At 41.1% G+C, this 25,027-nt stretch carries 29 protein-coding genes; 21 read left to right on the top strand and 8 right to left on the bottom strand.

Annotation, left to right across the window (positions count from 1 at the left end; translation table 11 throughout):
• Window positions 1-20: 20 nt before the first annotated feature.
• From GYX26_RS02400 to GYX26_RS02380, 5 genes are all read right to left on the bottom strand, one after another.
• Entirely contained in the window at window positions 21-3,131 is a 3,111-nt protein-coding gene (locus tag GYX26_RS02400) for a type III restriction-modification system endonuclease (RefSeq protein ID WP_174827884.1), read from the bottom strand.
• Window positions 3,131-5,038 carry a site-specific DNA-methyltransferase gene (locus tag GYX26_RS02395; protein WP_174827883.1) on the bottom strand — a complete coding sequence of 636 codons (1,908 nt, stop codon included), beginning with the start codon at window positions 5,036-5,038 and terminating at the stop codon, window positions 3,131-3,133. Before GYX26_RS02395 ends, GYX26_RS02400 begins: the two co-directional genes overlap by 1 nt.
• Window positions 5,039-5,644, bottom strand: a complete 606-nt coding sequence (locus GYX26_RS02390; protein ID WP_174827882.1) for a DUF4391 domain-containing protein — start codon at window positions 5,642-5,644, stop codon at window positions 5,039-5,041. It lies immediately after the preceding gene.
• Window positions 5,644-8,223, bottom strand: a complete 2,580-nt coding sequence (locus GYX26_RS02385; protein WP_202984270.1) for a DEAD/DEAH box helicase — start codon at window positions 8,221-8,223, stop codon at window positions 5,644-5,646. The genes GYX26_RS02390 and GYX26_RS02385 overlap by 1 nt, the downstream gene beginning before the upstream one ends.
• 397 nt (window positions 8,224-8,620) lie before the next feature.
• Window positions 8,621-9,457, bottom strand: a complete 837-nt coding sequence (locus GYX26_RS02380) for a DUF3579 domain-containing protein (RefSeq protein WP_174827881.1) — start codon at window positions 9,455-9,457, stop codon at window positions 8,621-8,623.
• A 544-nt stretch (window positions 9,458-10,001) separates the two neighbouring features.
• Here GYX26_RS02380 and GYX26_RS02375 point away from each other — a divergent pair.
• Together GYX26_RS02375 and GYX26_RS02370 are read left to right on the top strand one after the other, a co-directional pair.
• Entirely contained in the window at window positions 10,002-10,340 is a 339-nt protein-coding gene (locus GYX26_RS02375; protein ID WP_174827880.1) for a P-II family nitrogen regulator, read from the top strand.
• 31 nt (window positions 10,341-10,371) lie between these two features.
• Window positions 10,372-11,697, top strand: coding sequence for an ammonium transporter (locus GYX26_RS02370; protein ID WP_174827879.1), 1,326 nt, complete (start codon window positions 10,372-10,374; stop codon window positions 11,695-11,697).
• 102 nt (window positions 11,698-11,799) lie between these two features.
• Here GYX26_RS02370 and GYX26_RS02365 read toward each other — a convergent pair whose 3' ends face one another.
• From GYX26_RS02365 to orn, 3 genes are read right to left on the bottom strand one after another with little or no spacing between them, the layout of a single operon-like run.
• Window positions 11,800-12,273, bottom strand: a complete 474-nt coding sequence (locus GYX26_RS02365; protein ID WP_174827878.1) for a CinA family protein — start codon at window positions 12,271-12,273, stop codon at window positions 11,800-11,802.
• The gene (pgi, locus tag GYX26_RS02360) at window positions 12,254-13,912 is read right to left on the bottom strand and encodes a glucose-6-phosphate isomerase (protein ID WP_174828006.1); all 1,659 of its coding nucleotides are present in this window, start codon (window positions 13,910-13,912) and stop codon (window positions 12,254-12,256) included. Before pgi ends, GYX26_RS02365 begins: the two co-directional genes overlap by 20 nt.
• A 48-nt stretch (window positions 13,913-13,960) precedes the next feature.
• Entirely contained in the window at window positions 13,961-14,509 is a 549-nt protein-coding gene (orn, locus tag GYX26_RS02355) for an oligoribonuclease (RefSeq protein WP_174827877.1), read from the bottom strand.
• A gap of 450 nt (window positions 14,510-14,959) precedes the next feature.
• Between orn and GYX26_RS02350 the strand changes: the two genes are divergently transcribed.
• From GYX26_RS02350 to rplR, 19 genes are all read left to right on the top strand, one after another.
• Window positions 14,960-16,159 carry a M48 family metallopeptidase gene (locus GYX26_RS02350; protein WP_370520828.1) on the top strand — a complete coding sequence of 400 codons (1,200 nt, stop codon included), beginning with the start codon at window positions 14,960-14,962 and terminating at the stop codon, window positions 16,157-16,159.
• A 2-nt stretch (window positions 16,160-16,161) separates the two neighbouring features.
• A complete protein-coding gene (rsgA, locus tag GYX26_RS02345) occupies window positions 16,162-17,046 on the top strand; it encodes a ribosome small subunit-dependent GTPase A (RefSeq protein ID WP_174827875.1) in 885 nt (294 codons plus the stop codon).
• Window positions 17,047-17,306: 260 nt separating this feature from the next.
• Window positions 17,307-17,951, top strand: coding sequence for a 50S ribosomal protein L3 (gene rplC, locus GYX26_RS02340; protein ID WP_100091191.1), 645 nt, complete (start codon window positions 17,307-17,309; stop codon window positions 17,949-17,951).
• Complete coding sequence (gene rplD, locus GYX26_RS02335) at window positions 17,951-18,571, top strand: 50S ribosomal protein L4 (RefSeq protein ID WP_025331819.1); 621 nt, start codon at window positions 17,951-17,953, stop codon at window positions 18,569-18,571. The genes rplC and rplD overlap by 1 nt, the downstream gene beginning before the upstream one ends.
• Window positions 18,568-18,882: a 50S ribosomal protein L23 gene (rplW, locus tag GYX26_RS02330; RefSeq protein WP_174827874.1), complete on the top strand. Its 315-nt coding sequence runs from the start codon at window positions 18,568-18,570 to the stop codon at window positions 18,880-18,882. Before rplD ends, rplW begins: the two co-directional genes overlap by 4 nt.
• A gap of 5 nt (window positions 18,883-18,887) precedes the next feature.
• The gene (gene rplB / locus GYX26_RS02325) at window positions 18,888-19,724 is read left to right on the top strand and encodes a 50S ribosomal protein L2 (protein ID WP_100091193.1); all 837 of its coding nucleotides are present in this window, start codon (window positions 18,888-18,890) and stop codon (window positions 19,722-19,724) included.
• Between the two features lie 5 nt (window positions 19,725-19,729).
• Window positions 19,730-20,005 carry a 30S ribosomal protein S19 gene (rpsS, locus tag GYX26_RS02320; protein ID WP_037406960.1) on the top strand — a complete coding sequence of 92 codons (276 nt, stop codon included), beginning with the start codon at window positions 19,730-19,732 and terminating at the stop codon, window positions 20,003-20,005.
• 10 nt (window positions 20,006-20,015) lie between these two features.
• Complete coding sequence (rplV, locus tag GYX26_RS02315) at window positions 20,016-20,345, top strand: 50S ribosomal protein L22 (RefSeq protein WP_037406961.1); 330 nt, start codon at window positions 20,016-20,018, stop codon at window positions 20,343-20,345.
• A gap of 9 nt (window positions 20,346-20,354) precedes the next feature.
• Window positions 20,355-21,059, top strand: a complete 705-nt coding sequence (rpsC, locus tag GYX26_RS02310; protein ID WP_093092414.1) for a 30S ribosomal protein S3 — start codon at window positions 20,355-20,357, stop codon at window positions 21,057-21,059.
• Window positions 21,043-21,459, top strand: coding sequence for a 50S ribosomal protein L16 (rplP, locus tag GYX26_RS02305; RefSeq protein ID WP_037394618.1), 417 nt, complete (start codon window positions 21,043-21,045; stop codon window positions 21,457-21,459). Before rpsC ends, rplP begins: the two co-directional genes overlap by 17 nt.
• Window positions 21,459-21,650, top strand: coding sequence for a 50S ribosomal protein L29 (gene rpmC, locus GYX26_RS02300; RefSeq protein WP_025331702.1), 192 nt, complete (start codon window positions 21,459-21,461; stop codon window positions 21,648-21,650). The genes rplP and rpmC overlap by 1 nt, the downstream gene beginning before the upstream one ends.
• Complete coding sequence (gene rpsQ, locus GYX26_RS02295) at window positions 21,650-21,913, top strand: 30S ribosomal protein S17 (RefSeq protein ID WP_025331701.1); 264 nt, start codon at window positions 21,650-21,652, stop codon at window positions 21,911-21,913. The genes rpmC and rpsQ overlap by 1 nt, the downstream gene beginning before the upstream one ends.
• Window positions 21,914-22,145: 232 nt before the next feature.
• Window positions 22,146-22,514 carry a 50S ribosomal protein L14 gene (gene rplN / locus GYX26_RS02290; RefSeq protein ID WP_025331700.1) on the top strand — a complete coding sequence of 123 codons (369 nt, stop codon included), beginning with the start codon at window positions 22,146-22,148 and terminating at the stop codon, window positions 22,512-22,514.
• Window positions 22,515-22,525: 11 nt separating this feature from the next.
• Window positions 22,526-22,849, top strand: a complete 324-nt coding sequence (gene rplX, locus GYX26_RS02285) for a 50S ribosomal protein L24 (RefSeq protein WP_100091194.1) — start codon at window positions 22,526-22,528, stop codon at window positions 22,847-22,849.
• 10 nt (window positions 22,850-22,859) lie between these two features.
• On the top strand, window positions 22,860-23,399 hold the full coding sequence (gene rplE / locus GYX26_RS02280) for a 50S ribosomal protein L5 (RefSeq protein ID WP_025331698.1): 540 nt from the start codon (window positions 22,860-22,862) through the stop codon (window positions 23,397-23,399).
• A 2-nt stretch (window positions 23,400-23,401) separates the two neighbouring features.
• A complete protein-coding gene (gene rpsN, locus GYX26_RS02275; protein WP_100091195.1) occupies window positions 23,402-23,707 on the top strand; it encodes a 30S ribosomal protein S14 in 306 nt (101 codons plus the stop codon).
• A gap of 14 nt (window positions 23,708-23,721) precedes the next feature.
• Window positions 23,722-24,114 carry a 30S ribosomal protein S8 gene (rpsH, locus tag GYX26_RS02270; protein ID WP_100091197.1) on the top strand — a complete coding sequence of 131 codons (393 nt, stop codon included), beginning with the start codon at window positions 23,722-23,724 and terminating at the stop codon, window positions 24,112-24,114.
• A 9-nt stretch (window positions 24,115-24,123) separates the two neighbouring features.
• On the top strand, window positions 24,124-24,657 hold the full coding sequence (rplF, locus tag GYX26_RS02265) for a 50S ribosomal protein L6 (RefSeq protein ID WP_100091198.1): 534 nt from the start codon (window positions 24,124-24,126) through the stop codon (window positions 24,655-24,657).
• Window positions 24,658-24,670: 13 nt separating this feature from the next.
• Window positions 24,671-25,024, top strand: a complete 354-nt coding sequence (gene rplR / locus GYX26_RS02260) for a 50S ribosomal protein L18 (protein ID WP_100091200.1) — start codon at window positions 24,671-24,673, stop codon at window positions 25,022-25,024.
• Window positions 25,025-25,027: the final 3 nt, after the last annotated feature.

Raw genomic sequence — 25,027 nt, 5'->3', positions numbered from 1 at the left:
TATGAGGTAATTACAATCATTTATAATGAATCCATTACATTCATAAGGCTTTGATAACTATTTACATCATGATATTTGACTTTACTGGTTGAAAGCTTGTTAAAAAGCTTTTTAGCGCACGAAATTTTTGCTTGCTCAATCGGCCTTAAATTTAAACTATCCATTGAACCTTTGGTTTCAGCTATAAAAAAGATATGTTTTACTTTTCCAGTATGAAAAGCAATTGCCCAATCGGGTGAGTAGTTACCAACAGGTGTTGGAATATAAAAGCCTTTCGGTAACTTTGCATATACGCACACTTCTTCTGCCGCATCAAGATCCTCAACAAATTTGCGTTCAATACTTTTTTCGGCTAAACCGTCGGTAAATACATAATCTTGAATTGCCTTTTTCGCTGAAAACGCTTTATCGTAATTTTGTGAACTTTTTTCCTGAGTGAAAATCGTACTGTCATATTTGCCCGAAGTTTTATTGTACGTAATATGTTCTACAATCGTAGTTGCTTTTTGTTCTTTAATTAATTTAATGGTTTTAGCAATAAATTCCTCTGGATTATACTTGAACATATCTAGTTTTTTTGAATCTAGTCCCTTCAATATGGCCACTACTGTTTTGCGGGTTAATGTGGCTTCTTGCGCAATTTGACCAATCAGATCATATTTTATCTGTCCAAAATGGGCATGATTTAAGGTAGCAGTATGTGTTTTTTCGGTTGTAAATGCATTATTTTGCTCAATACTTTGTGTTGTCATCTGTTCTTTAAGTTGACCTACAGTAGTAATGTATTGTAGCTGCGAGACAAATAACTTATCGTTGATATGAGCAATTGCTTTATTGATTAATTCATCGCTATCAAAGGCAACAGTATAGGCATATTGCTGATTAATTTGCTCCCATAATGCCTGGAATTCGGCTTTTTTGAAATTGTGATTAAGCGGATTATCTTTAATTTTTGTTTCATGACCATCGGTAAACATGGAATCTAAAACGCTATCATTATAAATAGCCTGAATTAAGCGATGAATTCCGTCACCCATTAGTTGTAATTCATCCGGTAATGGTGCCACTGAGTTCACTAAAACATCGTTGCGGTATTTATCGGTTATTTTACGCTCGATATCAACATAACCATGACTAATTAAATAAAATTCAATTTTATCAGCTGCTGCTTTATCGATAATGGTCGATACACCATTAACTTCTACATATTTACCGAAAAAGTACTCACTAGTGGCAACAGTTGGCCGATCATAAATAACGGTTTTGATATCGGCTTGAAGAGCACTAACAAAGTTTGTATAACTTTCACTAGCGATAACTGTTAACATGTTGATATCGTGGATTTGTTCGCCGCAACTTTCAATATCCATGCGATTACCATCTTGATTAACACATAAACGCAGTCCGCGGCCGACTTCTTGCCGTTTGGCTGTTTGGTTATCGGAGTGTTTTAATGTACAAATCTGGAAAACATTGGGATTATCCCAACCTTCACGCAGAGCTGAATGCGAAAAGATAAATCGCGTGGGCTCATCAAAACTTAACAGTTGTTCTTTATTTTTAAGAATCAGGTCGTAGGCTGAAATATCATCTGAAGATTCGCTACCGCGTTTTAACTGGCTATCAATACTTTTGCCGGTTTTTTTATCAATACTAAAGTAGCCTTTATGTACTTGGCTTACATCACTACACTTAGTCTTTAAATATCGTTGATAAGGCGTGTTGCTGGCTTGGTCTAAGTATTGTTGCAAAATCGTTAGGTATTCTTGTTCAAAGATTTGGCCATATTCGCCTAATATTTCGTTATTGTTATCATCATATTGGCGGTATTTAGCTACTTCATCAATAAAAAATAATGATAGTGACTTAATGCCCATATTGAACAGTTTTTCTTCTTTGTCAAAGTGGGATAATATGGTTTCTCTAATTTGAATGCGGCGCATATTTTCTTCAGAAATATCACCTATCACTTCACCGGTTTTAATTGAAACACCATTAGTAAAAGTGACCATTCCAGTCAGAGGATTGATTTCAGAAACCGTATATCCTTTGTATTGCTGCATCTGTTTTGAAACAGAATAAAGATTATCGCCCTCAGTGAAATGGCGAATTTCACGTTTGATACCATTACTGTGATTTATTTCCAGCTCAATTTTTGCCAGTGGTGGTTTTTTACTGGATAAGACGATTTGTTCTAAATATAAGTAGCTATCAGTTCCTCTTAGATTTTTAACTTCAAAGCCCTTTACTTCGATTTTTTTTACCAGTCTTTTATTGTATGCATCAAGTGCATCAAGAACATAAATTAGATTATTCTGTTTTTTATGGGTGGCAGAATAATTTAACGAAAATAAAGGATTAAAATTTTTTAAAGCTTTTTGCGTGACTTCGCCGCCCATTTTTTGGGGCTCATCCAAAATAATAATGGGATTATTGGCCGCTATAACATCAATCGGCCGGCGCGACGCAAATTCATCGCGTTTTGAGTAAATAATTCGTGCTTCTTTATTTTTGCCATCTTCTTTTAGCGAGGAAGCAAAAGCTTGGGTGTTAATGATCATAACATTAATGCCCGAATTTGCAGCAAAACTATCTAATAACGTTAAATTTTTACTGTCATAGACAAAAAAGCGAGCCTTTTGACCATAATGCTCCATAAAATGGTCTGTGGTTATTTCAAAGGTTTTCTTTACACCTTCACGAACGGCAATAGAGGGTACCACAACGATAAACTTGCTCCAGCCATAATGCTTGTTCAGTTCAAACATGGTTTTGAGGTAAACATAGGTTTTACCGGTACCGGTTTCCATTTCAATATCAAGACTACACCGACCTAAGTTTTTAATTAAATCAGCCGACTGTTTAATATTGTTTAAATTTTGTATTTTTTTAATATTAGCGAGTAACTCGTTATCGTTTAACGAAATAATTTCATTTTTAAAACCGATATCGATTGCGTTGTCATCTGATGTATAACTTGAATCAGTTTCATAAGTCATTTCAGCCTGAGTAGGTGCTTTACCTAAATCACGTACATAAGTTAGACTACGAAAACCTTGCCCGTTAAATACCTGAACAACTGCATTTACTGCATCTGTTTGATATTGCTGAATTTTAAAATTAAATTTCATTACAACACCTTCCTCTTGGTTTCAGGGCTGTAGGTATTAAAAATTTGTTCAAAATTGGTGGCAACACTATCATTTGCCATAGAGCTATCACGCATAACAAAATAGTAGGGTTTTTGTTTGGCAATAGTCTTGATGACTTCGTCATTAATGTCTGTATCAAAGCAAGCCATTAAAAAGTTATCTGCTACGTTAAACACGGTTTTACCGGCAATGGTGGTTTGTTTAATATCACTGGAGAGTAATACCCCCAAATCCAGCATAACTTGGAACAATAAATCTTCTGGCGTTCTATCGGCTTTGATATTGTCAATCAGGACATCAAGAAGATCGGTATTATATTCAACAGGGTTGTAATAAACCTCTTTCATATTACTGCTATCACACTTTAATACGCGAAAGCCTTTATCAAATTTAGCCTGTGGATTTTCTTGGGCAATTTTATTGCCTGCCCGGCGAATGCGTTCTTTACCAATTTCGCAGATATTTTTATAACCAGCCTTATAAGCTTCACTTTTCTCATCCGTTGGTTCTGGCAGTTGCACCATAATAAATTTGCGGTTGCCGCCGTCTTCTGCATTGAGTTGCATAACAGCGTGGGCGGTAGTAGAGGAACCTGAGAAGAAGTCTAATACTAAATCATTTGACTTTGTTATAATGTTGCTTAGAAAAGAAATTAATTCAATTGGTTTTGGGTAATTGAAGTAGCTAGTACTTAAAAGTTCTTCTATAGATTTTGTTCCTTGCTTAGTAGTTATGTCATTAATGATCGATTTAGGATGAATAGTACCTTTTTGCTTTTCATATTGTAAAACACCATTAGATTTGAAAAAAAATCTCGTTACTAATTGTCCTTTCTGGTCAATTACTTCATTTCCTTTCAACCAGTTCTCGATCATATCCTTCATAGCCCAAGCTGCTTCTATTGTTACATCGTTAGCTAGCTTTTTATTTTTACATTCAAAAATACCTTTTACTATTCTTACAGGCTCTTTATCACCAAATTGATTAGGGAAGATTTTGTCATCACATTCAAAATCCATTCCAGCTGGAAAATTTATCAGTGATATAGGGTTTTTACTAGATGGTTTTTTAATTGTTCTATCCGATGTAAGATCTTTACCGTCATAAGTAAATAAAGGCAGACATTGTTTATTTTTTGAAAAACAAATAATATATTCATGTTCATTAGTAAAATGTGCAGCAGCAGTTCTGCCACTTTTCCACACTAAAGTAGAAATAAAATTACTTGAACCAAAAATCTCATCACAAATTTTTTTCAAATTTTCTTGTTCATTAACACCGATACTAATAAAAATCACGCCATCATCAGTTAATAGATCTCTGGCGAGTTTTAAACGTGGATAAATCATATTCAGCCAATCAGTATGAAAGCGGCCATTGGTTTCTGTATTTTTTACTAAACGGTTGCCTTCATCATCAAATTGCCCACTGTTTTCAAGGTATTCAGAGGTATTTTGCGCAAAATCATCTTCATAAACAAAATCATTACCGGTATTGTAAGGCGGGTCGATATAGATCATTTTGACTTTGCCAAGATAAGTTTCCTGCAATAGTTTTAGTACTTCAAGATTATCACCTTCAATATATAAATTTTCGGTATTGTCAAAATCAACACTTTCTTCACGGCAAGGTCGTAAGGTTTTGGCAATGGGCGCATTAGCAAGTAGAATCGATTTCTTTTTGTCAGGCCAAGTAAATTGATAACGCTCTTCTCTGCCTTCAACAATGACTGATGAGAGTTCCTGTTTGAGCAGATCAAAATCAATAGCGTATTCCACTTCACCCTGTTGGTTTTTGCGTTCAGTAATACAGTTCGGGAATTGTGCACCGATTTTTTTGATATTTTCATCCACTTTATTTAGTGAATGCATCTTTAATTTATCCATTTAAAAATCCTTTAATTCTTGCTTCAATTGGTTGATTTTTTGCACCAATTCAAAAGCTTTTTTAGGCTGTAGCTCTTTTCTTGCTTGCTTTTCAAGATGTGCAATATTTAAAATCAGTTTTTGTCTTTTATCAGCAATGATAATCTGCTGCTCAAGGCTATTGCCTTGCTCAATGTCGAATTTGCCGATTTGTTGAATGATGTTTTGCCATACATTATCAAGATTTAATCCTTTTAATTCAATGTGTAATTCTTCTTTAGTTTGCCAATCGCTTTGTATCAATTTATGTTGAAAAACGGCCAATTTAGCCTGTTCGGCATATTGCAAAATAAATAGTATATTTTGCGGTATTAGTTTGGATAATAAAACAAGGCTCGTTTCATTAAAATCGATTTTTTTTAGTTGTACCTGTGCCACGAAAAAAGCATTGATGCTGTTTCCTGCTGCGAGATTTATCTTTGCTGCTGAAACCTCGTTAACAAGAGTAATTTTAGCTATATCCGCATCTATTTTTTGCCTAGCCGCATTGTTCAGTTGAAACTTTGTGAAGATTGTTTTTTTAGCTAGTTGTTGGTTTATTTCTGTTGTTTGTGGCAGGCCAAGCATTATGCTACCTTATTTTGTGCTTCACTGATAACTAAAAAGCATATTAATTCAAAGTCATCTAAATCTTTTATACTATCGGTAACAAAACTAACTGAGTTACCGTTTAAAAAGTTATCAACATCACTGTGTTTTTTTACTTCAATAATTGAATTTATGGCATCACCAAGTCGTTGTGAAAAATGAGTCATATTACTGCCATCGGCTGTGATTTTGTTAAAGTGCTGATACAATTTTGCAATGGGTTCTGTTTTGCCTTTGCAAAGTAAGCGTATTTTATCAAGTAATTGTTTTGGAGATAAATGATCACAAATAACTTCGCCATTATTAGCTACATACACCATGTAAAATGGATGAAGTCGATTTTGATTATTAATATTAATGCTGTTTGCCCGATTTTTTAATATATAAATAACACCTGCGGGTATATCTGGTGAAGCTGGTAAGACTGCATGTAATCCATACGGTGTTTTATCAAGCTCAGGATGGTTTTTGATATACTCCAGCAAATCAAGTCTAAATTCATTTAAGCCTAAATCCAAGATTGATATGCTATTTGTGATATCTTCAATATCAACCACTTCGTCTTGTAAGCGTTTGAGCTGTGCTTTACGGTAGGCTAAATCGGATTTTTCTTCTTCACTTAAAATATTGTCATCACCTGTTGCGGTCATGTCGACAATTTTCATGCGAGTTTCTACTTTGGCTTTCAGATCGATATATTCATCTAAGGTAACCTCTGGCCAAAAGTTAACTAGCTGAGTTGTCTGATTTTGGCTGCCTATACGATCAATGCGTCCAAAACGTTGTATGATTCGTACCGGATTCCAGTGTATATCGTAATTTATTAAATAATCACAATCTTGTAAGTTTTGCCCTTCAGAGATGCAATCGGTCGCAATCAATATATCAATTTCATGAGTGTTATTCGGCATTAACAGGTGTTTATCTTTTGATTTGGGTGAAAAGCAGGTTAAAACTGTGTTTAAGTCACAATGCAACTTTGGCACAGTAGATCTTCCGTCAACCGAACCTGTTATCATTGCGGTATGTAGGGAAAAGTTATTTTGTACATACTCGCTAACGTGATCAAACAAATAGCTTGCTGTATCGGCAAAAGCGGTAAATATAATCACTTTTTTGTTATTGTTGTTAATGGGGTTTAGTTGCTTGTTTTTAATGGTGGCAAGCAAATTTTGTAATTTAAGATCATATTCTGCTGTGATGTCACTTACCATATGAGTTAATAAGGATAAGATTTCATAATCTTTAGTGAAACAGTGTTTCCATGAGAGATAATCCATATCGGCTAAGGCAATTTTTACTTTTTTGCCAAATGTAAATAGTTCATTATTTTGTTCATCTTCATCAAAATCATTGAAATTGGTGATATCGGGTAGGTCGATTTCTTTTTTGATACTTTGATGATGAGATTCAATGGTGGCTATTGTTTGCTGAATGAAGTTTTTTATACGCTCTAATGTGTGATTAAATGAGAATACTGAGCTTTCCAGTCGTTTCATCAAGTTGATTGCCATTAAACGACGAATCCCTTGTTCTCGATTTGCCTGGGTAAACCCTACATTGATTGTGTTGTCCTCATATATTTCTGCATACTTTTCCATTTTACTTGGTAAGATAAAGTGTGTTGGCGTATATATTGATAGATTCAGTAACATTAATTGTTCGAAAATCTCTTTATAAATTATTGCGTTAGCTAAATCTGTTAGTTTTGGTCTTACTGAAATAGGCTTGAGCCTGGTTGGAAAAGTTCCTATATCGGTGGTATCGTAATATTTTTGAATGTGTTTGCGTGAACGGGCAATCGTAACAGAGTCCAGTACTTGGAAAAAGTCAAAATCCAGCATTCGTTGTAGATTTTCAGTTGTTCTTTCGGCTGTATCTTGTTTACTCCAAATATTAAATGCTTTTTGTGCATTCTTAAAAATCTCATCCAATGATCGATGAGTATGGAGGTTTTCATCGATATGGCTGGTTTTGCCTTCATAAGCAAGGGCTAGTTGATTTTTTAAATCATTGAAACGATTATTAACAGGTGTTGCAGAAAGCATCAATACTTTGGTTTTGACTCCTTTTCGGATCACTTGATTAAGTAGTTTTAGGTATCGATTTTCTTTTTCGTTGTCTTTGCCAGATAATCGGCCGCCATTACGGAAGTTATGTGATTCGTCAATCACTACAAAGTCGTAATTATTCCAATGAATCCGGTTTAAATCTATGCCGTTTGATTTACCGGTAAGGCGATTAAGATCCGTATGGAAAAGCACGTCATAACGTAATCGATCTTCGGCAATGAGGTTATTAATGTAATTTGCTTTGTAAGTGTTCCAGTTATTGTTCAATTTTTTGGGACATAATACCAGCACAGACTTATTTCGGTTTTCATAATATTTAATTACTGATAAAGCTGTAAATGTTTTACCCAGTCCAACACTGTCAGCTAAAATGCAACCATTATGTTTTTCAAGCTTATTGATGATTGCTAAGGCCGCATCTTTTTGGAAGTTGAACAGCATATTCCAGATTTTGCTACTTTTAAATCCAGTAGCTTCGTTGGGCAAGACACCTTCTGAAATATCTTCAAGAAATTCATTAAAAATATTATAGAGGATAACAAAATAGATAAACTCGGGAGAATTTTCATTGTAGGCACTGGCAATATTGTCGATAACAACGTTGGTTACATCCTGAAGTTTATTCTTATCTTGCCCCTGATAAATCTTCTTGGAGCGTTTTCGTTATGTTATCTATGATTCCCATTGTTTTGCTAGACTAGGTTGAGTTAATTTAAATTTAATTAAGTTGTAATCTGTATTTGATGTGGTATTTGTTTCGTTAAGATTACTTTGTTAGGTGATGGCTGATGTTTTAATTCTTATTTAAATTTTTGTTTAACAAGGATAAATCCAAATCAGATTTATCCTTGTTAAGTTTGGATTATCTCTGAGATTGTGATGTTCAAGTTAATTGGTAGGTGAATAGGTGACTATTTAATGTGAAGCCATGCTTGAGATATAGATGATGTATATTATTGCTGTCTGTCGCTACGCTGGAGTTTGCATGAATGCTGGTGCAGTGTTCTTGATGAGCAATTTTTTTCAGTTCAGTTAATATTGTATGGATATCGCTGTCAGCAATAGGCTGATGGTAGCTGCCAAAATCTTCGATATTCAGGTGTTTTCCTGCTATCAGGGTGGTTTGTATGCGGAAACCACAAATGGTTACGGCATTTTGTTTGCCTTCTTCGAATATGCCTAATAGGCGATAGCCTTCCGCTCGTTGGGTCTGTATCAGTTCTTGAAATTGTCCAATACCACGAATATAAGTATGCAGGCGGTGTAGTGCAGGGAATGCGGCAGTATCTTCCTCTGGTGTAAGCTCCCGTAATGATGTAATGATATTTTTTGTTGCTGTGTTTGTTGCTGACTGGTCGGTAACGGTTGCTTGTTGTATGGAATTTTCCTGTTTGATTGCGTTTTTTAATGGAATCTGAGTATGTTCCTGCTCTTCTAATAAGGCTTTGCAATCCAGAATACGTAAATCATTGTCACGGGCAAAATCCATCAGGAAATTAAAAGCAGTAGCGCTGATTTGTTCCAGTTTGCGGTCGACGGCAACACAGCGGATATTGTCTACCAGAATCGGCCGAACCCACTGATGGTAGGACAGACGGTGTCCCTGATCAAAAGAAGACAGGACTCCGCACAGACGTTCAGCCCAGTCGCTAGGGCGAAAACGTTTATTATTATTTGTCATGCCCTGAATAACAATTTCATATGGATTGCAAATTAGCATGTTGGCCTCTTGACAGAAACAAAAGTCTCAATGATGTGTATGTATTTATTTTGCTGTTAGCGTGCAATTATACCTGATAGTAACTGTTTGATGTATGCCACTTGTAAGTATCATTAGTCAGAATGATTAGCTATTTAATGGCTATATGTAGTTTTATAACATCTGTACAGATTTTTTTGGCAGATGTAATTAGAACCAAATGATAGCATCTGCAGAAACAAAGTACGGGCAATCATTGGTAGGCGTGAATTAATATCCATAATTGATATTCTGGATTTTATATCTTCTTAATTGTATTTACTATGTTCTGTGGCTTGTACAGGAATTATGACAGTAGTTGATAATGAACAAAACAACAAAAAGCAGAAATCAATACACCAGTAATTTTGATACATCTTTGCAAATTTAAAAGAAAGATGTAAGGTTTGATGAGTTACTGTTGATTGCTGTAAACCGAACTGCATAGTTAAGTGAAACTGGGTAGTTTACTACTTCGGAATGTTTGGTTGACGATAGATAGTTGGTTTCAATAAAGAGGTGTTATATGAAAAAAATCACAGCGATGATTAAACCTTTCAAACTGGATGATGTCCGCGAAGCTCTGGCTGAAATAGGGGTGCAGGGAATGACAGTAAGCGAAGTGAAAGGTTTTGGCCGACAAAAGGGTCATACCGAAATCTATCGCGGTGCTGAATATGAAGTGGACTTTTTACCCAAGATCAAAATAGAAATTGTGCTGGTGGATGAGCTGGTAGAGCGTGCTGTTGAAGCCATTATTACCAGTGCTAGAACGGGTAAAGTGGGTGATGGCAAGATTTTTGTTTCACCTGTAGATGAGGTGGTGCGAATCCGCACCGGTGAGTCAGGCTCAGCAGCTGTATAGACAGTAGCAGATAATCAATAAGGGAGAGAAAATGAATCGGATTAAAAACTGTGTTATACCCGCAGTACTGTTATTGCCATTACCGCTATTGGCTGCTGATTTGTCCAGCTGGTGGCGGCCACTGTCGGAGATAAACGCGGGTAACACGGCATGGGTAATGACTTCTGCGGTACTGGTATTATTGATGACAGTGCCTGGATTAGCGTTATTTTATGGTGGGATGGTACGCAAAAAAAATGTGCTAGGCACCATGATGCACAGTTTTGTGGTTGCTGCGTTGGTAAGTGTACTGTGGATGATAATAGGCTATTCATTTGCTTTTACGCCGGGTAACGCATTTATTGGTGGTTTTGACCGTTTTATGCTTGGTGGTATGGGATTGGATCAAACCAGAGAGATGACTACCATTGTTAATGGAGACGGTACTGTTCCCGAGTCGGTATTTATGTTTTTTCAAATGACCTTTGCAATTATATCTACTGCTATTGTAACCGGAGCTTTTGCTGAGCGTTTGAAATTTTCAGCCTTATTATTGTTTTCCGGTCTCTGGGTAATTTTTGTTTATGCGCCAGTTTGTCATTGGGTCTGGGGCGGCGGTTTTATGGCTGATACACATACGCCAGTTCTGGATTTTGCCGGTGGAACAGTGGTACATATTAATGCCGGTATTGCCGGTTTGGTAGCCGCATTGGTGATTGGTAAACGTCTGGGTTATGGTAAAGATGTGATGGCACCACATAATATGGTGTTAACTTTAACCGGTGCTGCCATGCTATGGGTGGGTTGGTTTGGCTTTAATGCCGGCTCTGCCGGTGCTGCGGATGCTTCTGCTGGTATGGCCATGGCAGTTACTCAAGTGGCTGCCGCGGCGGCTGCACTAACGTGGATGTTGTGTGAAAAACTGGCCGGGCATAAGCCATCTGCTTTAGGGATGGCTTCCGGTGCCGTATCCGGTCTGGTGGGAATTACACCTGCTGCTGGTTTTGTTGGCCCACAGGCAGCGCTGGTGATTGGCGTGGTAACGGCTATTGCTGCTTATTTTGCTGCGGTATTTTTAAAACGCAGATTTGGTTATGATGACTCACTTGATGCTTTTGGTATTCATGGCTTTGGTGGTATTGTGGGTTCAATTCTAACTGGTTTGCTGTTCAGTAATGCCATTTTTGGCGGAGAAGCCACGATTGGCACTCAGCTACTGGTACAAATTAAGGATGTAGTCATTACCATTGTGTATAGTGTGATAATGACTTATCTGATTCTTAAAATTGTAGCAATTGCGTGTCGCGGTTTACGTATTGACCATGATGCAGAACGCGAAGGTATGGACGTGAGTATCCATGGCGAGCATATTGAATAAAAACGGTTAACTTTGCGAACTAAGAAATGAAAAACTGGCCGGTTTTGAATAACCAGCCAGTTTTAATTTATCTGTTCAATTTTTTGCTTGATATAATCCAGCCTAGCGGTATAAATACTGACGTAAAAAACGCAATGCATATTCTACTGCCTGTGTTCGAATCATATCACGATCACCATTAAACTGGTGATGTTTGGCCCAGATGCGTTGTTTGGTTGCCAGTCCAAACCATACAGTGCCTACAGGTTTTTCAGCACTGCCACCAGCTGGCCCTGCAATACCGGAAACAGAAAGGGCATAATCCGCCTTGGCATCAATCAATGCACCTAAAGCCATTTCGCGCACACATTCTTCACTAACAGCACCATAATGGCGCAAAGTTGTATCATTAACATTAAGCAGTTGCTGTTTAGCCTGATTACTATAAGTAATGTAACCGATATTAAACCAGCTGGAACTGCCCGGTAGACGGGTGAGTTCTGCTGCCAGCAGGCCACCAGTACACGATTCGGCGCAGGTGACGGTATGCCCCAGTGCATCCAGTTTGGTGGTGATATCAAGCAAGGTTTGTGTCATGGTGATGTTTTCTAAAATAGTTAATAAGGCCGTTAGTAGAAGCATCATGGTGTAGCGGGTCGCCTGTGCTCAACTCCGGCTCAATATTTTTGGCCAAAACTTTGCCGTATTCCACACCCCACTGATCGAACGAATTAATCCCCCAGATTACTCCCTGTACAAACACTTTATGTTCATACATGGCCAGTAGCATACCCAGATTAAATGGGTTGATTTCATCCAGTAGCAGTGTATTGGAAGGCTGATTGCCGGGGAATACTTTCTGTGGTGCCATGATATCACGATATTTATTGTCAAGATGAACAAGTTCTGCATATGCTTCTGTCAATGTTTTCCCACGCATTAATGCTTCAGTCTGAGCAAAGGCATTGGCTACCAGAACTTTATGCTGGGTACTGACATGGTAAAAACTGTTGATCGGAACAATAAAATCAGAGGAAATTAGTCGTGGCCCCTGATGAAGCAGCTGGAAAAAAGCATGCTGGCAGTTAACACCTTCTTCACCCCAGATAATCGGGCCAGTATCAAAGTCCAGACGCTCACCATAACGGCTTACCTGTTTACCATTACTTTCCATGTCCAGCTGCTGCAAATGTGCGGCCAGACGGCGTAGCCCATGATCATAAGGAATAATGGCATGGCTGGTAGTGGTATAAAAGGTGTGATACCACAAACCAATCAGGCCAAGTAATACCGGGATATTATGTCGTAAAGGCGCATGAAAAAAATGTTCATCCATCGCCCGTCCACCAGCAAGAAAATTCTGGAAATTTTCTTTACCAATAGCACAAATTACCGATAGACCAATAGTAGACCAGACGGAATAGCGGCCTCCTACCCAGTCGAACATAGTAAATATATGTTCCAAAGTAATGCCAAAGGCCTGTGCTTTATCAACAGCACTGGTAATGGCAGTAAAATGACGGCTGATATCGGCTTCGCGCATCCCCTGCTGTAGAAACCAGTTGCGTGCGGTTTGCGCATTAAGCAAAGTTTCAGGTGTGGTGAAAGATTTACTGGCAATAATGAAAATGGTAGTAGCCGGATTAACGCTGTCCAGTACCTGCATTAAATTGGCACCATCAACATTGACGACATAATGGATATTTAGCCCCGTCTGCTGAAATGGACGCAATGCCAGTGTGACCATTTCTGGACCAAGATGGGAACCACCAATACCAATATTGATAATATCGGTAATGCGCTCACCATGAGCGCCTACATATTCACCATTGCGCACTGATTCGGCAAAGCTGTAGGCACGTTCGAGTTCACAATGAATATCCGGTACGATATTGTGATTGTCGACATATACTTTAGCGTATGGTGGCAGCCTAAGTGCTGTATGCAGCACGGCACGGTTTTCACTGATATTGATTTTATCGCCACGGCGCATCTTATCAGTCCAGCCACGTACATCGGCAATGTTTGCCAGTTCAATTAATAACGTCAGAGTATCTTCAGTGATGCGATTTTTGCTGTAATCCAGTAGCAGGCCATTTAATTGCTCATGCATTTGTGCAAAACGATCTGGCTGTTGCCGAAATAAATCGCGCATATGCAAAAAACGGGTACTTCGCTGGTGTTGATGCAGCTGTGCCCAAATGGCTGTCTGATTAATAGGACAGGATGGATTCATCATAACTGGTGTTGATTTCAGCAAAAATTAATGGCGCAGTCTACAAAATCAGGCCGATATAGTTAAGAAATGTTCGCGGTAATAGGCCATTTCTTCAATGCTTTCCTTAATATCATCCAGAGCCTGATGTGCGCCCTTTTTGCTGACACCTTTGGCAACGGCAGGGTTCCAGCGTTTAGCTAATTCTTTCAATGTCGATACATCTAGATTTCGATAGTGGAAGTAAGCTTCCAGCCGTGGCATATAGCGCACCATAAAGCGGCGATCCTGATGAATGGAATTGCCACACATTGGTGAAGCTTTTTCCGGTATCCACTCACTGATAAAGGCCAGCAATTTGTCTTCGGCCTCAGCTTCGGTCAGAGTAGATGCTTTTACCTTATCCACCAGACCAGTACGGGTATGGGTGGCAGTATTCCATTTATCCATGTGATCAATAATACTGTCAGGCTGGTGAATAACCAGTACTTCAGATTGTGCCAGTACATTCAGGTCACTATCGGTAATGATCATGGCCACTTCTATAATCCGGTCAGTATCTGGATTTAATCCGGTCATTTCCATATCCAGCCAGGCAAGATTTTTATCGTTTTGCATATTTTAATCTTGATTAATAATAAAACATCATTTTAGCTTTTTTCTGTTATGGTTGATAGTTTAACCTCATTTTTTACCTGCAAATGTGCCATCAATTGAGTCGCTGTAATCGTTTTAAAAGAAGATAAGTTGCAACTGATAAAACCGATTGATTTGCATGAGTATTATACAGACAGATTATTTTATCATTCTGGTGTAACTGGTATTCGGTACAGCCACAAGATTATATTCAGGCAGAACACATCATTATTAATACTGGTAATCGTGGTGATATCTGGCTGATCACCGATTATTGTGCTGCTTTATTAACCAGTAATGGATAAACTCCGCTACAATTATTATTTTCAAGCATAGTGTATTTTTATGGCGTTTTATCTTTCTGTCCAAACAGTTTATATGCTGTTTTTACTCTTTTTTGTATGCAGTACATGTGTCCAGCTGTATCTGTCTGTGCGCCAGAGCAAGGCTGTGTTGGCGCATCGTAACCATGTACCTGCGGCTTTTGCACAAAGTGTATCACTGGCGGAACATCAGAAAGCGGCAGATTATACTTTGGCCAAGCAACGTCTGGCACGTTATGAAATTCTGTTTCAGGCGTTATTATTGCTGCTGTTCACAATCGGTGGCGGGCTGGATTTGCTGGCGCGTTTAAGTCAGAAATGGGTACATTATAATATTGCCCAAGGAATCGTACTTATTGGTTTATTTGCGCTGGTTAACATGGTTCTGGGCTGGCCAATGGCCTGGTATCGCAGCTTTTGTCTGGAAGCTAAATTTGGCTTTAATAAAATGACATTGGCCACATTTTTTGCTGATCAGTTCAAGGGTTGCCTGTTAGCCATTATTGTTGGTTTACCCTTAGTGTATATTGTTCTTTTTTTGATGCAAACCCTGATTGAGGCACACTGGCTTGGTGGCGTTTGGTGGCTGGTTGTGTGGTTAGTATGGGTAATTTTTTCTCTGTTGCTGATGTGGGCATTTCCCAAATGGATTGCTCCGCTTTTCAATAAGTTTGAACCATTGAAAGATGATGTAATGCGCACACGAATCGAAAATCTGTTGCAACGTACAGGTTTTCACAGTGATGGTATTTTTGTTATGGATGGTTCCAAACGCAGCGGGCATGGCAACGCTTATTTTACGGGGTTGGGAAAACACAAACGTATAGTATTTTTTGATACCTTGTTGAAAGATATGCAGATAAGCGAAGTTGAGGCAGTTCTGGCACATGAGTTGGGGCATTTTGCGCATAAACATGTATTTAAACAGATGATTGTCACATTTATACTGGCGTTAATCGTATTTGCAGTTTTGGGCTGGTTATTACCACAGTCGGGCTTTTATCTTGGTTTAGGTGTACATGAACCCAGCCATGCCATGGCTTTATTATTATTTATGCTGGTGCTGCCGGTTTTTACCTTCCCGTTTTCACCATTAGCAAGTGTATTGTCGCGCAAGAATGAGTTTGAAGCAGACCGATTTGCGGCAAAATATGCTAATGCCAATGATTTGATTCAGGCCTTAACCAAACTTTATCGTACCAATGCAGCCAGTCTGGTTAGTGATATCTGGTATTCGCGGTTTTACGATTCACACCCAGGTGCGCGGGAACGCATTGCTGCATTGCAGGCAGCCACAAAGGCAGATTAAGTATGGTGCAGCAAATAAATGAGTTGTTGACAGCGCAGATTATCACTAGTTTTGGACGACGCTTTATAGTACGCACGTCTGCTGGTAAAATTTATGAAGCTACTACCCGTAAAAAAAGAATTGATTTTGCCTGCGGTGATGAGGTTCATATCGGGCATATCAATCAGCAGCAGGCTGTGATTGAAGATTACTTACCACGGCGCAGCCTGCTTTACCGTCAGGATGCCACGCGCAGCAAGCTCATTGCTGCCAATGTGACGTTGATGCTAATCGTACTGGCCGCTGTACCCACTCCGAGTGAATTACTGTTACAGCGCGCACTACTGGCCGCAGAAGCAGCAAACATACCGCCACTAATAATATTAAACAAGGCAGATTTGCCCCAGAATGCGCAATGGCTGGAAAAATTGGTGTTTTATCAGGGTTTAGGCTATGAGGTGATAAATATCAGTGCTTTGTGTGATGTAGCCGCGTTGCGTCAGCATTTGCAGGGAGAATGTGCAATCCTGTTAGGCCAGTCTGGTATGGGTAAATCTACATTAACCAATGCCTTGCTGGGTAATGAACAGGCACGGGTAGGTGCCATTTCAGCAGCACTGGATTCCGGCCGTCATACCACAACCCATGCACAATTGTATGATCTGGATGCACACAGTCAGCTTATCGACTCTCCCGGTTTACAGGCATTTGGTCTGCACCATTTGCAGGTGAGCGATTTGCTACATTATTTCCCCGATATGCGCCAGTATATTGGACAGTGCCGTTTTCATAATTGCAGCCATCGTCAGGAACCAGGCTGCGCCCTTAAGCAGGCTGTGGCAGATGGAAAACTGAAACCGGAGCGGCTCCAATTTCTGCAAAATATCACCGATGAGTTAACCAGATAAAATTTGCCAAAAGCAAAAAATCATATTGTATTAAATGTATATATGATGGCAGAAAAATCCAAAAAACCGCATAAGCAGTCATATATAAAACATAAGCGTTGTTTTTTTATCTAAAAATCCGTGCTTTACTTGCATAAAAAATTGATTCAGGCAGAATAAACATGATACTATCGCCATCTTGCCGATTTTACGTCGGCAAGATTCTTTATTTGTGCGAGGCCAATCAATCGTAATTGGTCCCTTTATAAAAGGAAATAACTATGACTTTAGGTCTGGTTGGGCGCAAAGTAGGCATGACGCGCGTGTTCGATGAGAACGGCGCTTCAGTTCCAGTAACTGTACTAGACATGTCTGCTAACCGCGTCACTCAACTCAAATCCGAAGCTACCGACGGCTACACTGCCGTACAGGTGACTTTCGGTCAGAAAAAAGCCAATCGCGTCAGCAAGGCGCAGGCAGGTCACTTTGCCAAAGCTGGTGTTGAAGCCGGTCGTGGCTTGGTAGAATTTGCCGTTTCTGAAGAAAAATTGGCTGAATTGTCTGCGGGTGCTGAAATTAATGTCAGCATTTTTGCAGCAGGTCAGTTGATTGATGTCACTGGTACCAGCAAAGGTAAAGGCTTTTCTGGCACCATCAAACGTCACAATTTTGGTTCTCAGCGTGCTTCTCACGGTAACTCCCGTTCCCATCGTGTGCCAGGTTCAACCGGTATGGCACAGGATCCGGGTCGCGTATTCCCAGGTAAACGTATGGCTGGTCAGTACGGTAACGTTAAATCCACCATCCAGAATCTGGAAATCGTACGCGTAGATACCGAACGTCAGCTGTTGCTGGTGAAAGGTGCAGTGCCCGGTGCGGTTAACAGCGACGTTGTCGTGCGTCCGAGCGTGAAGGTAGGTGCGTAATGGAACTGAAATTAATTGATGCTCAAGGTCAGGTTGCAGGTGCAGTTGCTGCTTCTGACGCATTGTTTGCACGTGAATACAATGAAGATCTGGTTCACCAGCTGGTTACTGCCTTTCTGGCCAATGCCCGCTCCGGTAACCGTTCACAGTTGACTCGTGCCGAAGTAAAACACTCTACTAAAAAGCCATGGCGTCAGAAAGGAACTGGCCGCGCCCGTTCCGGTATGACATCTTCTCCGCTGTGGCGCAGTGGTGGTCGTGCGTTCCCGAATAAACCAGATGAAAACTTTACCCAGAAAGTAAATCGCAAGATGTACCGCGCGGGTATGGCTGCCATCCTGTCTCAGCTGGTACGTGACGAACGCCTGTTTGTTATTGATGAATTGTCTGCTGCTACACCTAAAACCAAAGCGTTTGCCGAACAGGTAAAAAATCTGGGTATGGAGCAGGTATTATTCATCACCAAACAGCTGGATGAAAACGTTTACTTGTCTAGCCGCAACCTGCCGAATGTACTGGTTCTGGAAGCACAGCAAACTGATCCGTACAATCTGTTACGCTTTAAGAAAGTAGTGCTTACCAAAGCAGCAGTTGCACAACTTGAGGAGCAATGGGTATGAATCAACAACGTTTAATGCAAGTGCTCTTGGCTCCTGTTGTTTCTGAAAAAAGCAACATGCTGGCTGAAAAACGCAACCAGATGACGTTTAAAGTATTGCCAAACGCCACCAAGCCAGAAATCAAGGCTGCTGTGGAACTGTTGTTTAATGTAAAAGTGGATTCTGTAGCCACCACCCTCATTAAAGGCAAAAGTAAACGTTTTGGCCGTACCATCGGTAAGCGCAGTGATGTGAAAAAAGCTTATGTCAGCCTGGCGGCTGGTCAAGAGCTGGACATCGAATCTGCTGCCGCTTCTGCAGATAAGGAATAAGCACTATGGCTATTGTTAAAATGAAGCCGACTTCTGCTGGCCGTCGCGGCATGGTACGCGTGGTAACAGAAGGCTTGCACAAAGGTGCACCATATGCACCATTATTGGAAAAACAGTCTTCAACCGCAGGTCGTAACCACGGTGGACGGATTACCACCCGTCATAAAGGTGGTGGCCATAAACATCATTACCGTGTTGTAGACTTCAAACGTAACGACAAAGACGGTATTGCTGCCAAAGTAGAACGCATTGAGTACGATCCAAACCGTACTGCACACATTGCACTGTTGTGTTTCGCCGATGGTGAACGCCGTTACATTATTGCTCCGCGCAATGTACAGGTAGGTGCCGTACTGGTTTCTGGTTCCGAAGCGGCAATCAAGGCTGGTAATAATCTGCCAATTCGCAATATTCCGGTTGGTACAACGCTCCACTGTATCGAAATGAAACCGGGTAAAGGTGCTCAGATTGCTCGCTCAGCTGGCGCATCTGCCGTACTGTTGGCTAAAGAAGGTGTATATGCCCAGTTGCGTCTGCGTTCTGGCGAAGTACGTAAAATTCACGTTGACTGCCGTGCCACCATTGGTGAAGTAGGCAACGAAGAACAAAGCCTGCAAAAACTGGGTAAAGCCGGTGCCAAGCGCTGGCGCGGTATCCGTCCTACCGTACGCGGTGTGGTAATGAACCCGGTAGATCACCCGCATGGTGGTGGTGAAGGCCGTACTGGTGAAGCTCGTGAACCGGTTAGCCCATGGGGTACACCAACCAAAGGCTATCGTACTCGTCGTAATAAACGCACGAACAACATGATTGTTCGCCGCCGTTACTCAAATAAAGGTTAACTGATATGGCTCGTTCATTAAAAAAAGGCCCATATGTCGACCTGCATTTACTGAAAAAAGTCGATGCGGCTCGTGCTACTAACGACAAGCGCCCGATTAAAACCTGGTCACGTCGTTCCACTATTCTGCCTGATTTTATCGGTCTGACCATTGCTGTACACAACGGCCGTACCCACGTGCCAGTATTCATCAGCGACAATATGGTTGGTCACAAATTAGGTGAGTTCTCATTGACCCGTACCTTCAAAGGCCATCTGGCTGACAAGAAGGCTAAAAAATAAGGGATAAAACATGAGAGTTAGTGCACAACATAAAAATGCCCGCATTTCTGCGCAAAAAGCCCGTTTGGTTGCTGATCTGGTGCGAGGCAAAGATATTGCCCAAGCGTTGAATATTTTGACATTCAGCCCGAAAAAAGGTGCTGAGTTGATCAAAAAGGTACTGGAATCTGCTGTGGCTAATGCCGAGCATAACGAAGGTGCTGATATCGACGAATTGAAAGTGGTTACCATCTATGTCGACAAAGGTCCAAGTCTGAAACGTTTTCAGGCGCGTGCCAAAGGTCGTGGTAATCGCATCGAGAAACAAACTTGTCACATCAACGTGATTGTGGGCAACTAAGGAAAAGCGATGGGACAAAAAATTAACCCTACAGGCTTTCGCCTGGCAGTGAATAAAGATTGGTCTTCCAAGTGGTTTGCCAAAAGCGGCGACTTTTCCAAAGTGCTGAAAGAAGATATCGACGTACGTAATTTTTTACGTAAACGTCTGGCTAATGCTTCTGTTGGTCGTGTTGTAATTGAACGTCCGGCTAAATCTGCACGCATTACCATTTATAGCGCCCGTCCAGGGATTGTAATTGGTAAAAAAGGCGAAGACATTGAAGTATTAAAACGTGATTTGCAGAAAATCATGGGTGTGCCGGTACATGTCAACATCGAAGAAATCCGCAAACCGGAAATCGATGCGCAAATCATTGCAGACAATATCGCTGCACAGCTGGAAAAACGTGTAATGTTTCGCCGTGCCATGAAACGTGCTATGCAAAATGCCATGCGCGTTGGTGCTAAAGGTATCAAAATCATGTCTTCCGGCCGTTTGAACGGTATCGAAATTGCCCGCACCGAATGGTATCGTGAGGGTCGTGTACCTTTGCATACCCTGCGTGCCAATGTTGACTACGCAACTAGCGAAGCCAAAACCACATATGGCATTATCGGTATCAAGGTCTGGGTTTATAAGGGTGAATTAACCCCGGGTGAAATTCAGGCCAAGCCGGAACAGGACAAGAAACACAGCAGAAAGGCAGGTGGTCGAAATGCTGCAGCCAACTAGAATGAAATACCGCAAACAGCAAAAAGGCCGCAACACCGGTATTGCTACTCGTGGCAATAAAGTTAGCTTTGGTGATTTTGGTCTGAAAGCTGTGGGTCGTGGTCGTTTGACTGCACGCCAGATTGAGGCAGCACGTCGTGCAATGACCCGTCACATTAAACGTGGTGGTCGTATCTGGATTCGCGTATTCCCGGATAAACCCATTACTGAAAAACCAATTCAGGTACGTATGGGTGGCGGTAAAGGTAATGTGGAATATTACATTGCCGAAATCCAGCCGGGCAAAATGCTCTACGAAATGGATGGTGTAGATGAAACTTTGGCACGTCAGGCTTTCGAGCTGGCAGCAGCCAAATTGCCGATTCAGACCGTATTTGTTAAACGCCAGGTAGGTCAATAATGAAAACCAGTGAATTGAAAGACAAATCTGTTGAGCAGTTAAACGAAGAACTGGTTGGCCTGTTGAAAGCGCAGTTTGGACTGCGCATGCAGCATGCCACCGGCCAGCTGGGTAAAAACAGTGAGCTGAAAAAAGTGCGTCGTAATATTGCTCGTGTAAAAACCATTTTGCACCAGAAGGATGGTGAATGATGACTGAAGCTAAAAACGTACGTACTTTGCAGGGCAAAGTCGTGAGCGACAAAATGGATAAAACTGTAACCGTACTGGTGGAACGTAAGGTAAAACACCCGCTGTATGGCAAAGTGATTCGCCGTTCTACTAAAATCCATGCACACGATGAGCAGAACCAATACGGTATTGGTGACGTTGTTGTCATTTCCGAAGGTCGCCCATTGTCAAAAACCAAAAGCTGGGTTGTAACAGAGCTGATTGAAAAAGCACGCAATGTGTAATTAACACAACAATGTGCTACAATTAGGGAACGAAGTCTTGCGACAATCGGATATTGTCTGTAAACTTCGTTCCTTAACTTTCAGTTTCTTGAAAGTATCCGGCGATCGCCGGGGCTCTCCCTTCGGGACCCAAGACTGGTTTACTAGAACCGTTAATGGTTTCAAACAGCTATAAAGTAGTAGCAGGCTGATTGAAAGCGGTAAATTAAGTTGGATTTTAAAAGGTAATAACATGATTCAAATGCAGACCATCTTAGATGTGGCTGACAACTCTGGTGCGCGCCGTGTAATGTGCATCAAAGTATTAGGTGGATCTAAGCGTCGCTACGCATCTGTAGGCGACATTATCAAAGTGGCCGTAAAAGACGCAGCTCCTCGTGGTCGCGTTAAAAAGGGCGATGTATATAACGCTGTGGTCGTACGTACAGCTAAAGGTGTGCGTCGTAACGACGGAGCACTGATCAAATTTGATAACAATGCAGCCGTGCTGTTGAATACCAAGCTGGAACCAATTGGTACCCGTATTTTTGGCCCGGTAACCCGTGAGCTACGTACTGAGCGATTCATGAAAATCGTTTCATTGGCTCCTGAAGTGCTGTAAGTGAGGTTGCAATGAAAAAGATTAAAACTGGTGATCAGGTGATCATCATTGCCGGTAAAGATAAGGGCAAACAGGGTAAAGTAGTGCGTGTTCTGGGTGATAAAGTGATTGTTGACGGTGTTAACCGTGTTAAACGTCACCAGAAACCTAACCCCATGCGTGGGATTGAAGGTGGTGTAATCACCAAAGATGCGCCATTGGCTATTTCCAATGTAGCGATTTTCAATCCGGAAACCCAAAAAGCTGACCGCGTAGGTATCAAGGTAGAAACAGTAGACGGAAAAGTGGTACGTACCCGTGTATACAAATCTACCGGTGCCACCGTGGGAGCTTAAGGAGTAATCAATGGCTCGTTTAAAAGACTTTTATAACACCACTGTTGTTCCTGAGTTGACCAAACAGTTTGGTTACAAATCTATCATGGAAGTACCGCGTATTGAAAAAATCACCCTGAATATGGGTGTAGGTGAAGCGGTCGCCGATAAAAAAGTAATGGAACATGCAGTTGGTGATCTGGAAAAAATTGCTGGTCAGAAACCGGTAGTAACCGTAGCACGCAAGTCAATTGCAGGTTTCAAAATCCGTGATAACTATCCAATCGGTTGTAAGGTAACCTTGCGTCGTGACCGTATGTATGAGTTTCTGGATCGCCTGATTGCCATTGCTCTGCCACGTGTACGTGACTTCCGTGGCGTAAATGGTAAATCATTCGATGGCCGTGGTAACTATAACATGGGCGTGCGTGAACAAATTATTTTCCCGGAAATTGAATACGATAAAATCGATGCTTTGCGTGGTTTGAATATTACCATTACCACAACTGCTAAAACTGATGCAGAAGCCAAAGCACTGCTGTCTCTGTTCAAATTTCCGTTTAAGGGTTAATTATGGCTAAGAAAGCACTTATTAATCGTGAGCTGAAGCGTGAAGCTTTGGCAAAAAAATATGCTGCCAAACGCGAAGCCATTTTCGCTATCATCAATGATGCCAATGCGACTGATGAAGAGCAATTTCAGGCACGCCTGAAATTACAGGCTATTCCGCGTAATGCTGCTCCGATTCGTCAACGTCGTCGCTGCGCTTTGACTGGTCGTCCGCGTGGTAATTTCCGTAAATTCGGCTTGGCCCGTACCAAAATCCGTGAAATCGCCATGCGTGGTGAAATTCCGGGCGTAATCAAAGCCAGCTGGTAATAGGAGTATAAAATATGAGTATGCATGATCCTATTTCCGATATGTTGACCCGCATTCGCAACGCTCAGCGTGCGAATAAAGCTACTGTAAACATGCCTTCTTCCAAATTAAAAGTGGCTATCGCCAAAGTTTTGAAAGAGGAAGGTTATGTAGAAGACTTCGTTGTATCTGCTGAAACCAAGGCGACATTGGAAATACAATTGAAATACTACGCTGGTCAGCCTGTGATTGAACGCATTCAACGCGTATCACGTCCTGGTCTGCGTGTGTATAAAGGTTCCAACGACATCCCTTCTGTAATGAATGGTTTGGGCGTTGTGATTGTGAGCACTTCTAAAGGCGTAATGACTGACCGTAAAGCCCGTGCCAATGGTATTGGCGGTGAGTTATTGTGCGTGGTTGCCTAAGGGGAAAACATGTCTCGAATTGCAAAACATCCGGTAGTGGTTCCGGCTGGCGTTGACGTTAAGTTTTCTCCAGAGGCTATTATCGTTAAAGGTAAAAACGGCGAATTATCCCTGCATCAACACGCTGAAGTAAATGTAGCACTGAATGATGGCCAGTTGGTTATTACCGCTAACGACAACAGTACAAAAGCAAATGCATTGTCTGGTACTGTACGTGCGTTATTACACAACATGGTTGTAGGCGTAAGCAGTGGTTTTGAGAAAAAACTGCAACTGATTGGTGTAGGTTATCGCGCTCAGGCTCAAGGTAAAGTATTGAACCTTTCTTTGGGTTACTCTCATCCGATTAACTATGAATTACCAGAAGGTATCACTGCCACAACTCCTTCAGCTACCGAAGTAATTATTGCCGGTGCTGATAAGCAGGTGGTAGGGCAGGTGGCCGCTGAAATTCGTGGATTCCGTCCGCCAGAACCTTACAAAGGTAAAGGTGTACGTTATGCTGATGAGCGCGTCGTTATTAAAGAAACCAAGAAAAAATAATTGAGGCTCACTGATGGATAAAAATGTAGCAAGACTGCGTCGTGCACGTAAAACCCGTGCCAAAATTGCAGCTCTGAACAAAGTGAGATTGTGCGTTTTCCGCACCAATAATCACATTTATGCCCAGGTTATTAGCGCTGAAGGTGATCGAGTATTGGCTCAGGCCTCTACTCTGGAAGCTGATGTGCGTTCCAGCATTAAATATGGCAGCAATGTTGACGCTGCTGTAGTAGTTGGTAAACGCATTGCTGAAAAAGCCAAAGCAGCTGGCATTGATGCAGTGGCATTTGACCGTTCAGGTTTTCAATACCATGGTCGCGTTAAAGCCTTGGCTGAGGCAGCTCGTGAAAACGGCTTGAGCTTCTAATAA

It is taken from the genome of Snodgrassella sp. ESL0253 (genome assembly GCF_013344965.1).
Lineage (GTDB): Bacteria > Pseudomonadota > Gammaproteobacteria > Burkholderiales > Neisseriaceae > Snodgrassella > Snodgrassella alvi_B.
This window is presented reverse-complemented; position numbering and strand designations above follow the sequence as displayed.